This window comes from Acaryochloris sp. CCMEE 5410 (genome assembly GCF_000238775.2).
Classification (GTDB): Bacteria; Cyanobacteriota; Cyanobacteriia; order Thermosynechococcales; family Thermosynechococcaceae; genus Acaryochloris.
In genome coordinates, this window is the sequence record NZ_AFEJ02000001.1 from 1,984,751 (window position 1) to 1,997,151 (window position 12,401).

Genomic DNA, 12,401 nt, shown 5'->3' on the forward strand with positions numbered 1-12,401 from the left:
CCTTACCTCAAAAAAATCTTTCCTTTTCGGAGCACCTTTATAAGGTACAAGAAATATCTATCTATTATTTAATTTAGCTCTTGAAACTAACATGCTTCAGGAGATTTAAGTGCACTTATAGAGTTAGTAAAATCTATTTTATCTGAGAATATAAAAATTTCGTTACCCACCCTATTTGATGCAGACTGAGAGAGATTATGTCTCAGTTTATTGTTTTTTGCATATAAATTTAATATGAACTCATGATTATCATATGAAACTATCCACTTTTTACGCAAGGCATTAACTTTTTTAGAAAGCTTTTTATGATCTTCATATGAGTAGAAGTTCATGTAAAGATTCGCCCCTTTTTGATAATAAGGCGGATCTAAATATATAAATATATCTTCTTTCCTTTTGTCTAATCTCTTGATGAATTCCATCCCATCAATATTGGAAACCGAGATACGATTCTTGAGACCTTTTATATTCTGTATTCGTCTTATTAAATCTGTCTTATTAAATCTTGCATCAATTTTATATTTACCTGTTTGATTTAGCCCTCCAATTACTCCTCCCTTAATTACTCCGGAGACATTAGTTCTATTTAAAAAGAACGTTGATTTTGCTAACTCAAAATAGTTATATACTTCTGTTTGATCCTGTATTTTTCGATACTTCCTCCAATTTTCTATGGATACTTCAACATCCTCAATCCATCTACAAAACTCATCAGATCTATCTAAGAGAGTTGTCCAAAAAGAATAAATTGAATTATCAAGATCATTGATGTAAATGTGATCAACATAACCTTCAAACAAAAGTCTAAGTGCTAAGCCAGCGCCTCCAGAATATGGTTCAGCATATTTTACTCCAATTAATTGATTTTCATAAAACAAATTGGATATAAATGGAAATATACAGTTTTTACCACCTGGATATCTCAAAGGAGAGTAATAAATACCCATGCTAGTCGCTCTTCCCATGAGTTTGGGTTAATATTGCCCCAATCATAATTGATAGTGCTATAGTTTGCTCTATATTACTTGACGAAGCATACATATGAGCACCAGTATGAAGTAATTGCACAATACTTTTTTCGCTCACATTGTGATTTGAAAGAGTAGTCTTTTGGTCTCGATTCAAATCTTTTTTTGCGCTTGCGAAATTTTTTACTAAATAGTTGTTGAGTTGCATACTTCGATCATTTGCGGCAGTTGGCACTGGTCTACTAACAGGGCACATACCTAAACCCTTTATTGGTGAGGAGTTCTAGTGTGCTCAACGGACGAGAACAAAATCCCATCTCCATTGCTGGTGTGGTCTGCTTACTGAGCCCCCAATGGGGTCTAACCCAGTTATGAATCAGGCGTTGTACATCTAGCACTCGCTGTAACCCCGACCGCTTCTTAGCGTAGAGATTCTGCCGTCTTCGATAAGCACTACATCGTCTCCTCAAGGCAGCATTGTGAGCCTCATTATGATTGGCATGGACCTCAGACCCTAGACTGATAGCGGTAAAGGGATGCTCTGCTTTCACCCACTCTACTCGCCGATTCCCCTGAGACCCTTTAACTTTCATCGCGACTTCTAACCCCTCTCGCCAAACCTTGCGATGCCCATAGTCAGGATGACACTCCTCACCATTGAGATAGACATTGGCGAGCTTCCAAAGTTCTTGTCCATAACGCCTCTCACCATCGGTAAACCATCGAATCCCATCACAGGCTTTGACCCACTCCCAAGCTGAGTAAACGCCATTTGCAAAAAGTTGTGCATCCTTGAGGCCAGCTTGTGCTGTCAACCAATAGCGGCTTTCGCGTTCAAGGAAATGGATGGTCCAGCCCTGGGATTGGCTGGGGGGAAGATTTTTGCCTACACGCGTGTAAACTTCATCCCCTTCTACCGTCACATCAGAGGCTGCTGGTGCGGGAGGTGACCAGTTCTGTGCTTGGTCTGCTAGGCGTTTTTCCCAACGCATAATGGTGGTATGAGATTTACCGAAAGTTCGACCTGCAGCACGAATACCCATCCCTTCGGTGCGAGCTTTGATGGCATAGCTCACTACTGAACTAGCGGTGCGTAAGCGAGCCATTGGGGTACCCGTGCGTTCGTTGAAACGCCGATTGCAATCCTTACACTGATATCGCTGGACTAATGTCCCATCTTGCAGGCTATCAAAGCCGCGCTTTAGGATCTTCTCGCTTAGACAATATGGGCATTCCATTGATCTACATTAGGTTGCGTCGGAAGCATTATAGCTAGATCCTGCTAACAGACCAGTGCCCGGCAGTTTCACATAGTAAACGTAATGACATTCTAATTAAGTTAGGAAATGTTTGTGATAAGGTACTTTTCTTAGTGATGTAAAAATCATAAAGATCTACTATATCTCTGTATAGATTGCTGACCTCTCCACTATGCAAGTACAACCTACCACCAAATAGCTTTAATTGTCCTGTAGAAACTCGTCTAGATCTTTGCTTACGAACCTTCTTGCTATCTTCGGATCTACTAGAATTCTCGCCAATACATGGAGACTTATTACTATTCTTAAATTTTGTGCGAGAAGGATGAGGTTCATTATTTTGATTTTGATCAATCAACTCTTGGCAAGATGGCTCTAAAACTTCGTAAACTTTTCCTCTATTCTTTCTTGTTGTCAAGTCTTTTTTCTTTACTTTGTTAGAAATATCAGATAGTATAGCGCTTTCATCTTCTTTTTCATGCTTGCTATATAAATGTCCATTTTTTATTGAAAAGCCTATATTTTCGAGTATATCTTTTTTGAAGATTTCTCCTTTTACAAAACCTTGATTTAGATGAGGATTTGCACTAACAATACCTGTCTCTTCTTCGAGAATTAAAAATACACTTTTCGATTCTCCCATAAACTTATGTAGGAAAATATCACGCTCAAGCGGTTGCCAAGAACCTGATTCGCCATGCTTCCTGAAAACATTTTGAAGTGCTATATGCTTTGAACATACATTGCAAGGGATTTCTTCTAGGAAATCTGGGATTTTGATGTTTAAACCATCTGGAACAGAAACAAGATTATACTTAATTTTTGCAAGAATTATTCTTCTATTTCCATCATATACCACAGGTTTTTTGCCATGAAATACCACTGTAGGAAGTTCACTCAAGTCATAATACCCCCCCATTTCTTTGGCCAATTTTTTCAAAGACCATTTGCCCGAAGAATCTCCTAAGGCTTTATTGACAACATCTTGGTCTTTTGCATTTTCATCAATGGGATCACGAGGGTTTTCAGTCCATAAAATTAAATCTTTAATATAAAAATTTTTAATTTCTTGATCCATAGACTCATCCTTGAATTAGTGATCAGCTCGATATATAGCGCTAAAAAATCAGCGCTGTCAACTCTTGCATCTAAACTATTAGCTTAGTGCTCACCGTACATGCAATGCACTTTAGGAATTGATTTCGGTACATCTGGTGCTCGTGCTGTCGTTATCGATCAACAAGGCCTAATACGATCAGAAGTAAGCGATTTATTCTCTGCTGCTATTTCGGAAGATCGAGTGGCTTGTTGGGAAAGTACCTTATGGAAACTAATCGGTGAGATCCCTGAGAAGGTGAGATCGCATCTTCAAGCCATCGCCATTAACGGCACCTCTTCCACCATTTTGCTCTGCGACGCTAATGGCACCCCCCTTTATCCACCGCAGATGTATAACGACACCTGCGATCCAGCCAGTTTAGAATTGCTGACCACCTTGGCTCCTGCGGGTCATCCCGTACTCAGCGCTAGCTCTAGCTTGGCGAAACTGCTGGGTATGAGTCGGACGGTGGATATGACCTCCGTTTGCCATCTGATGCATCAGGCGGATTGGCTCGCCTTTTTATTACATGGTCGTGTAGGACTCAGTGATGATCACAACAGCTTGAAACTGGGATACGATCCGGCGCTGGGGAAAGACCGCTCTATGTCCAGAGGACGGGCTATGCCAACGGCTATCGCAGCCTATCCCGACTGGTTCCATCAACCCCCTCTCCGCCAGCTGCTGCCGTTGCTACCACAAGTCCTTCGACCCGGCTCAAATATCGGCCCCCTTCAACCGCACCTTGCCGATCGCTTTGGCATCCCCTCAGACTGCCACATTTGTGCAGGCACCACAGATAGCATTGCCGCATTTATCGCCAGCGGAGCCAATCAGCCGGGGATGGCCGTCACGTCTCTGGGCTCTACTCTTGTCGTGAAGCTATTGAGTCCGACCCGTATCGATTTGTCAGACTACGGCATCTATAGTCATCGCCTTGGAAATTACTGGCTAGTGGGGGGTGCATCTAATTCAGGTGGGGCTGTCCTTCAGTCTTTTTTCTCAACCCCAGAACTCGTGGAACTTAGCCAGCGCATTAACCCCAGCCAACCTAGTTCATTGAACTACTACCCACTGCTCAAACCCGGAGAACGATTTCCCATTAATGATCCCTTTTTGGAGCCACAGCTCACCCCTCGCCCGGAAGATCCCGTGGAATTTTTACAGGGGCTACTCGAAAGCTTGGCCCGCATCGAAGCCCAGGGATATCATCTGTTGCAAATCCATGGTGCTCCGCCGTTAAAGGTCGTTTATACGGCTGGCGGGGGTGCCCAAAACCCGACCTGGCAAACGATTCGTCAACGCCATCTGCAGGTTCCTGTCTATGCAGCTCATCATCAACAGGCAGCCTATGGTACAGCACTGTTAGCAGCCCACAATTAGCAAGATATATTTGTAATTAGACGGAGATTTTTAGTCTAATTTTCGGGATTAGAGAATAAAAACCCTAATTATCTTCAAATAACATGATATTGTTACCAGTGAAACGACCGGGTGATCGTTAAAGCTATTCACACTTAAGAAACCCTATAGACTGTTGCTAATAAGCAGTAGCTCAAATTCCGGCCTTTGGCTAACCTTCACCCAACCTTTGCAAACGCTGCATTTCCGTGAGGTAAGGCACTTTGAGCCAACACAATCGCCAGATCAGTTCAGATAAAGACGCTACTTCCCTGACCTATTCCATTCGTCAAACTTTATCTAACTTCCCCATCATCCGTCAGTCAGCAGAGCTGATACTGCCATCGCCCTTAAAAAGCTGGCTAACCTCGAAATTAATGTCAGCCAGGCCTGATCGGCAGTTTATGGAGAGCTATATCCTGCCTCAGATCGCAGCAGCGCCAAAGGGGAAATGTTTATTCGTCGGCTGCCAACCCTATACCCGGCATTATGGCACCTGGTTTATGTCATCATCCGTTGAGTTTTGGACCACAGATATTGATCCAGATTCAGCTCAATGGGGCGAACCCCATCGGCACTATATTTGCGGCATTGAAGCAATTGATGCTTATGTCCCCGCCCACAGCATGGATGTTGTGGTCATGAATGGTGTCTTTGGTTTTGGTTTGAATGATGAAGCCGATAAAGTCAAAGCGCTGCAGGCTATTCATCACATTCTCAAACCTCAAGGGCATTTAGTTGTGGGTTGGAATGGTGATCCACCCGGCCAAAACCCCCTGAACATGAGCATCATCTTGCAGTTGTTTAAGCATTCGACGCGCTGGCCCTTTGCTCCTCATACAACCTTAGAGGGCACGACTCACATTTACGACTTTTTTACGGCCTCTTGAATTGACCTCATCTGTGGGTGAATTCTGGTTTGCAGCTTGACTCCTGCGAGGCATCATCGCAGCATGTTGTTTTAGAGATAGGCGTTGTCAAGAACTATGGTTGATCAATCTCTACCCACTATTGACTACAGAAGTGTTCATGCACCTCAAGCGATTGCCCACTCTTTACAAGATTCTGGGTTCGCGATTCTCAGCCATAGTCCCATTGACCATCCCCTCATAGAACGAACCTATCGAGACTGGCTAGCCTTTTTCCTAAGTGAAGATAAGGTTCAATATAGGTTTGACCCCAAAGTCCAAGCGGGGTATTTCCCCTTACAAACGGAGACTGCAAAGGGATATACGACGCCTGATTTGAAAGAATTTTTCCATATCTATGAAGGGCATTCCCTACCTCAAGGGATGAGTCAGGCAACCTGGGACTTATTTAATCAACTCCGACACTTAGCAACCGAGCTATTGGAGTGGATAGAAGCACAAGCTCCACCCCATATTCATGCAAACTTTACCGAACCGTTAGACGCCATGATTGCAGATAGTAAGGAGACGCTGTTTCGGCTCCTGCACTATCCGCCGCTCCCCGATACCATCCCACCCGGAGCTGTTCGGGCGGCGGCCCACGAAGATATCAATTTAATTACGCTATTGCCTGCAGCGACGGGAATGGGCTTAGAGTTATTGGATTCTGAAGGACAGTGGCAATCCGTAACGTGCGATCGCGGCGATATTGTCGTCAATGTTGGCGATATGCTACAGCTCGCCAGCCAAGGGTTTTACCGCTCCACCACCCACCGCGTTGTTAACCCTGACGGTCCAGCTCGACATCAATCTCGATTATCCATGCCCCTGTTTCTCCATCCTCGGCCAGAGGTGGTACTCGCAGAAGGCAAAACAGCCCGACAGTACCTGCAAGAACGGCTACAGGAGATTGGCCTCGTTTAAAGACATCACACCTATTAATGTTGAGGGTTTCATACCTATTAATTCGGGGGAGCGATACGGGTCGCGAAATTTTGCGATCTCGTCGGTGACAGCTGGCGTGCTTTCAAAATAGCCGCAGTTAAAAAGACGTAAGCCAGAACGCCCACCGTCATCAGTGACAGCACAGCCGCCAATTCTCCAAAATTCCGCGCCAAACTTCCTGACGCATTCCAAAAGGCATGAATCCCGGAAGACACCAGAAAACCAATTCCTAGGATCTGCCATCGCTGGGCTGGCTTGAGTATACTAAGCCCAATAAAATAACCAAAAATACCGCTATAGGCCATATGGCCGGCAACAGAACCCAAGATCCTGGGAATCAATAGCTGTACAGCAGCCAATGCTCCCGCAAACTCATTAGAAGACGATCTGGCAACATCTGCCGCAATCCCCGGTACATATTGTCCTAAGGTCTCCACCAATGTAAATCCAAGGGCTGAAGCCGCTCCAATTAAAATGCCGTCCAAGGGTTCCCAAACACCAACTTTTTGCCGACTGGGAGGACGCAGCTGTGATCCCAAGAAAAAGAAGCCAAAAATTGGCAAGGCTTTCAGTAACTCCTCCATTAATCCCGCCCCAAAGAAGTGGCTAATCAGTTGTGAAATAAAATCTGGAGAGGCACCTTGAACATTCCCCGGCAAAATCCCTCGAAACACCAAAATAAATAGGCTCAAAATTGGCGTTACCAGAATCACCATGGTGAATATGGTACTGAGAAGCAGCACCCACCAGGGCTTCTGTTTACCGCACAATCGATAAATAAAGTAAAATCCGCCTCCCCCCAGATACAGCGCTAGGAGCAAATTAAACACTGGTGGGTTGCTGGCAAAGATAAAGAGCAACACCACCATCATCACGGTCAGAATGCCGGGTATCAGATACCCTTTTCCTAAGAGATCTTTGCGGGCAGACACGATGGGAAACAGCTGACTTACGGTCACCTGATTAGACGTCGCTCCCGGTGTCGGCTGGGGTGGGTAAACCGGTGGTTGAGGGGGATAAGATGGTGGCGTTGGCGAAGGATAGGAGGGCGGTGCAGGCGTAGGAGAGCCCGTTGCCGCAAACTGATCCACTAGCTGGGTGGCGCGATGTTCAAATAGAAATTCAGGGCCGTTATGGCTCAACATCACCCGATCCCCCACATTCAAGGTTTGACACCCCTGAATCTTCTGGCCGTTTATATAGGTACCATTGGCACTATTGAGATCACAAATTTGCCAAATGGGAGCACCCTGAGGCGTTCGAGACCCCGTGGGTTTTACCACTGCATGACGACGGGAGACGCCACCAAAAAGGTTGGAATCGATAATGACTTGGCAGTCCGCTGTCCGGCCAATGGCCGTTTCCTCCGTTTCCGATAGGGAATAACAGGACTGGGCAGCATCAGCATTGGACTGAGCCGAAATAAGTCTGAGTAAACCATTCTGCTGATCGTTCACCATAGGTTGGTCCACTGCTGATTAATTCTCATGATGGCGCTATAGATATTGCTGTCTTGAACTAGGAGTCTGTCTTATTTTATTTCTTAGCAGGATTGGGATATTGCTGCAATCCTAAGAATGCCCACTATTCAGCCATCTATAGCCTGTCGCAGCCTGCGATCGCGGTGATGATTGTCACGGCGGCACGGGTATGCTGAGGGGAAGGTAAGGATCGAAAGACTCCTTAAAACAATTGGTACCTTATCCTGCTGTAAGCAAGATCCTGACTATTAATAGGGAATACTGCTTCTGCACTTGATTCAGACCTTACGAGCTGGCGGCATCCATGAGTGAATTCACACTCCAATGGTCAGAATTCGGCCAAACCAAAATCCAAGTTTTACGAGATCAACAACCTAGCAAGCAGCTGGGAAAAATTCGCTTAGGTCGCGACCCCGCCTTGTGTGACATTGTTTTCCAAGAGCGCTCAGTCTCTGGGCTACATGTAGAAATTTTCTTTCAGCCCCAAGCTCAACAGTTTTTTATTCGCAATCTGCGCCAACAAAATCCCCCGCTTGTGGATGGCACCTTACTCAAACAAGGGGATTTACCCATACGAGCCGGGAGTCGGATCAAACTCGGACGGGTAGAGCTACAAATCACGGCGATGACCATTACCCCCGCTGCCACGCCACCCACGTTTCCCAAAAGTGGTCCCCCTTCAACGGCAGCCTATGGATTGCAATGTCCCCAATGTCACCATGTCGCTGCCTATAGTAATGATGCGATTAAGCAAGACTGTCCCATGTGTGGTCATTCCATGGCCACATCTAACACAGTTTTTATTGGCAAACCCTAAGAGTGGTGAAATATGAGCACTATTCCTGGGCAAGTACGGTTGAGTTGGCAAGATCCCGTTACAGGGGAGCAACGAACCCCACTTTTAACCTGTCCGATTGCCTTTGGTCGCGAATTTGCGCAGATGCCTGCAGAACTCAACCATCAGCGGGTTGCTCGGATTGTCCTCAATAGTAGCCAGGTCTCCCGTTATCACACCCTGATTGAATGGGTCCAAGGTCATATTCGCGTCACCGACCAAAACAGTAGTAACGGGACCTGGGTGAACGGAGTCCTCCAGCCTAGCTGCAACGTTAGCAATGGCGATCAGCTCAAAATTGGTCCCTACGAAATCACCTTGATGTTTACCCTGGACGGCACAGGTTTACCCACCGCCGAAGCCAGTGAGCAATCCATTATCCAGGTCCCCGAGCCAGACTCTCCCGTTCCAGCTGCGCCTGCTGAAGCTGCGCCAGTCAACGTTCTACCCCCGGCTTTCCAAGCTCATCAGGTCGTCGTTCAAGATTTATATGCCACCCAGCTCCCCGTTGAAGAGATCGATTACTTAGCCGTGGGTGCAGGACTCGGCAGCTTTATTTGGGTGAATTTTCTGCGAATTTTTGGTGTCGCCCCCCAACAAATCCGAGCCCTTGGTATCGAAGAGCGCCCCTATGCGCGTTATCAGCGGCTCTGCCTCAATTCCCAGATCCCCCCCCACGAACGCCTCAGATCCAACTCAGATTCTTGCCCTGACAACATCTGGGGATGGCCAGGTTATGCCTTACGAGAAGCGTGGCATGAATTTAATCAAGGCAAACTCAACCCTGCCCTGCAGTATTTATGGCAGGTCTTTGCAGAACCCACCTTTACCCAAACCTATACCCCCAGGGCAGGCAATGTATTTGCTTCCATTGATCGGGAAGCGGTTCGCATTGGCTGGCCTCAAATCTATCGATTTGGGCGAGTCCGAGCCATCCGCAAAACCAACGATGGCCGCTATGCCATCGCCTATTCCCCTGGTCGCAAACAAACTGCCTTTGTGGTCGCCCGTCATGTCCATCTGGCAACGGGATATCCTGTTTTACAGTTTTTACCGGACCTGAAAGCCTATCGGGAACAAACCCGAGACTTTAAATCCGTTGTCAATGCCTACGAAGACCATAACCATGTTTATGAGACCTTAGAACGCCAGGGAGGAACAGTCGTTCTCCGGGGGCGAGGAATTGTTGCCTCTCGCATTATTCAACGGCTCCATGAAGCCCGTCAGCGCAATCCCAATATTTCGATTTTGCACTTGATGCGATCTCCAAAACCAAAAGGCAACCGTTTTCGCAAGGCCCAGAGATCTGTCGATAATCACTTCGAATTCCAGCCCTTTAATTGGCCCAAAGCCTGTTGGGGAGGGACCTTGCGAGAAGAGTTAGAACAAGCGACCCCTGACCAGCGCACGAATTTGCTAGCCGATTGGGGAGGAACCACCACTGCAGACCGCAAAGACTGGAAAGAGTTGGTCCAAACAGGACTCGATCAAGGGTGGTATCAAATCACCTTTGGCGAAGTTACCCGAGTTGTGCCTAATGCCCAATCTCGTCCCACAACCTATATCCAAGAGAAAGGACCACGGGGTGAGATCAAGCTGGAAGCAGACTTTATCATTGATGCCACTGGACTCGATAGCAAAGTCAAGGCCAGTCCGCTTCTCAATGATTTGGTCACTCACTATAATTTGCCCTTGAACCCAGCAGGGCGCTTGGCCGTCGCCAATGACTTTGAGCTATTAGAAATGCGTAACCAAAATGGTCGCATGTATGGTGCCGGTGCCATTACCTTTGGGGGACCCTATGCTGCAGTAGACAGCTTTTTAGGATTACAGTACACCGCCCTACAAGCCGTCGATGGCTTAGTTGCAGCCCGAGGCCCCAATCTCCATCGGCTCAATGGCCTTAGCTCATTATTGCAATGGCTAAAATGGGCCCAAAACAAAACTCCTTAACGATATCCAACCATGACACCCACTCTGCTCGGACGCTGGCAAACCCGTATTCTGCTTATGGAAACCGTGGGGCTTGTGATTACCCTCTTGTTTTGCAGTGGTTTTTTCGGTAATCCTGAAGGCTCAGATTATTTTTGGTTGTTGCAATATATTGTGGTCTTTGGTTTAGGCTGGGACTACCTTTATATCCAAATCCAGAACTTCCGTTGGGACCAAGATTGGCCAGCAGCACTGCAATGGATCGCAGCGTTATGGGAAGGGCTGTTTATTATTTTGCTCAGCGATGTTGCTGAGATTAAATTACCAGGAACCGATGCCTGGAATTTAGGCTGGTTTATCGTTCACTATAGTTTTGTCTGGATAGCCGTTTTTATCACCTCACAAAGTTTGATGCGCCTCATTTTCCCGCGTTGGCGTTTCCGTGGAGGCCAATGGTTCTAACGCTATGGCGACGGATCAAGCCCCAGCTTTAGCATGCAATAGACTTTATCGGAAATAACGTGGACACCTCGCAGAAGTGCTTTTTACTCTGAGTTTGTGATTAGGCAGTTCCCAATTGCCCGGTAGTTTTCCCATGACGGTGAGTCAACCGAAAATTATGGAGCCCACAAGCTGTTTCCATGACATCATTAACATAATGGTTAAGCCAATTTCTAAATCTCTGAACCACTATCTGACAAAGCTTAATCCCCCCGATTTGGTGTTCTACCTCCACTCGAACCTGTGAAATTTGTCGATTCTCCTCTTTTTGTATGTTTGTCAATTCTGCGTTGCGAGGTTTTTTCTTCGGTTGTTTGATGCTCACCCCGCCTGGGGCAAATCCTTGGAACCCAGTATCTTGCCAAAGCTTACTCCCTTCTGGGAACCGATACCCTTCTTCATCAGCAATCTTCTTAATCATGCTTTTTGCCTTCATAGGTATCACTCAAAAACAACACCTTGCCTCCCCGTTCGCTGATGATATTGTTTTTGACCGTGTGGGCTTTTTTCTTGCCACTGTAATAGGTCTTGCGGTCCTTCTTATCCTTCGGTCGATTGATTGGGCGTTCGGTCCCATCAATCATGAACTCTAAGCTCGGGCAAACGTCGAGTACTGCTTTTAGGTTCGCTGGTTCCCGCTCTGGGAGCTGTTTCTCATAACCTAAGGCTTGATTGAGTACACCACTGAGTCGATGGATCCATTCATTCGCTTGAACTTGACTCATGCCAAATAGATATCCTTGGACTTCTTGGGTCGGATATAGGCGGCTGACTGAAAGCTGACCAAGAGCGCTGAAAACTCGTGAACATTGATGCTGGTCAAGCTTTGGTGACGCGCGAGGAAACATTCAATTCTTTTTTCGAAGTGGCCTTTAGGCGATAGCAGTGAGGTCGTTTTTGATATGCATAAAGCAACGGTAATTTGGGATGGCAAACCTCAGATTATTGACGTGGCAATTGCTGAAGCAGATCCGCTAATCGGCATGAGCTTGCTATATGGATTTAAGTTGCACGTTGATGTCACTACAGGTGGAACGGTAACGATTGCAGCTATAAACTAAAGCATGGTGAT

At 46.3% G+C, this 12,401-nt stretch carries 12 protein-coding genes and 1 pseudogene; 7 read left to right on the top strand and 6 right to left on the bottom strand.

Translation table 11 applies throughout. The features are described from left to right. Positions 1–86: 86 nt before the first annotated feature. The 3 genes from ON05_RS08860 to ON05_RS08870 form a co-directional block, all read right to left on the bottom strand. On the bottom strand, positions 87–947 hold the full coding sequence (locus ON05_RS08860; protein WP_010471811.1) for a DNA adenine methylase: 861 nt from the start codon (positions 945–947) through the stop codon (positions 87–89). Between the two features lie 263 nt (positions 948–1,210). Then, entirely contained in the window at positions 1,211–2,206 is a 996-nt protein-coding gene (locus ON05_RS08865; RefSeq protein WP_262561004.1) for an IS1 family transposase, read from the bottom strand. Positions 2,207–2,240: 34 nt separating this feature from the next. Beyond that, positions 2,241–3,305, bottom strand: a complete 1,065-nt coding sequence (locus ON05_RS08870; protein WP_010475559.1) for a hypothetical protein — start codon at positions 3,303–3,305, stop codon at positions 2,241–2,243. Between the two features lie 99 nt (positions 3,306–3,404). Here ON05_RS08870 and ON05_RS08875 point away from each other — a divergent pair, with 99 nt between their 5' ends. The 3 genes from ON05_RS08875 to ON05_RS08885 all read left to right on the top strand — a co-directional run bounded on the left by ON05_RS08875 (position 3,405) and on the right by ON05_RS08885 (position 6,559). Then, on the top strand, positions 3,405–4,709 hold the full coding sequence (locus ON05_RS08875; RefSeq protein ID WP_010475560.1) for an FGGY-family carbohydrate kinase: 1,305 nt from the start codon (positions 3,405–3,407) through the stop codon (positions 4,707–4,709). Between the two features lie 242 nt (positions 4,710–4,951). Further along, on the top strand, positions 4,952–5,617 hold the full coding sequence (locus ON05_RS08880) for a type 11 methyltransferase (protein ID WP_010475562.1): 666 nt from the start codon (positions 4,952–4,954) through the stop codon (positions 5,615–5,617). Positions 5,618–5,713: 96 nt separating this feature from the next. Next, on the top strand, positions 5,714–6,559 hold the full coding sequence (locus ON05_RS08885; RefSeq protein ID WP_010475564.1) for a 2OG-Fe(II) oxygenase family protein: 846 nt from the start codon (positions 5,714–5,716) through the stop codon (positions 6,557–6,559). 38 nt (positions 6,560–6,597) lie between these two features. On the opposite strand, the gene ON05_RS08890 is transcribed toward ON05_RS08885, so the two are convergent. After that, a complete protein-coding gene (locus ON05_RS08890; RefSeq protein WP_010475566.1) occupies positions 6,598–8,040 on the bottom strand; it encodes a PrsW family glutamic-type intramembrane protease in 1,443 nt (480 codons plus the stop codon). Positions 8,041–8,365: 325 nt separating this feature from the next. Here ON05_RS08890 and ON05_RS08895 point away from each other — a divergent pair, with 325 nt between their 5' ends. Genes ON05_RS08895 through ON05_RS08905 form a run of 3 tightly spaced genes read left to right on the top strand, consistent with a single transcriptional unit; the run spans position 8,366 to position 11,290 of the window. Continuing rightward, a complete protein-coding gene (locus ON05_RS08895) occupies positions 8,366–8,878 on the top strand; it encodes an FHA domain-containing protein (protein ID WP_010475568.1) in 513 nt (170 codons plus the stop codon). A gap of 12 nt (positions 8,879–8,890) precedes the next feature. Then, complete coding sequence (locus ON05_RS08900) at positions 8,891–10,849, top strand: FHA domain-containing protein (RefSeq protein ID WP_010475570.1); 1,959 nt, start codon at positions 8,891–8,893, stop codon at positions 10,847–10,849. A 12-nt stretch (positions 10,850–10,861) separates the two neighbouring features. Continuing rightward, on the top strand, positions 10,862–11,290 hold the full coding sequence (locus tag ON05_RS08905; RefSeq protein ID WP_010475571.1) for a hypothetical protein: 429 nt from the start codon (positions 10,862–10,864) through the stop codon (positions 11,288–11,290). Between the two features lie 100 nt (positions 11,291–11,390). On the opposite strand, the gene ON05_RS08910 is transcribed toward ON05_RS08905, so the two are convergent. Continuing rightward, a complete protein-coding gene (locus ON05_RS08910; RefSeq protein WP_255345096.1) occupies positions 11,391–11,750 on the bottom strand; it encodes a transposase family protein in 360 nt (119 codons plus the stop codon). Further along, complete coding sequence (locus ON05_RS08915; protein WP_255345097.1) at positions 11,743–12,054, bottom strand: transposase family protein; 312 nt, start codon at positions 12,052–12,054, stop codon at positions 11,743–11,745. Before ON05_RS08915 ends, ON05_RS08910 begins: the two co-directional genes overlap by 8 nt. A gap of 147 nt (positions 12,055–12,201) precedes the next feature. Here ON05_RS08915 and ON05_RS08920 point away from each other — a divergent pair. Continuing rightward, positions 12,202–12,390, top strand: a pseudogene (locus ON05_RS08920) (clan AA aspartic protease); the annotation flags it as partial. Positions 12,391–12,401 lie beyond the last annotated feature (11 nt).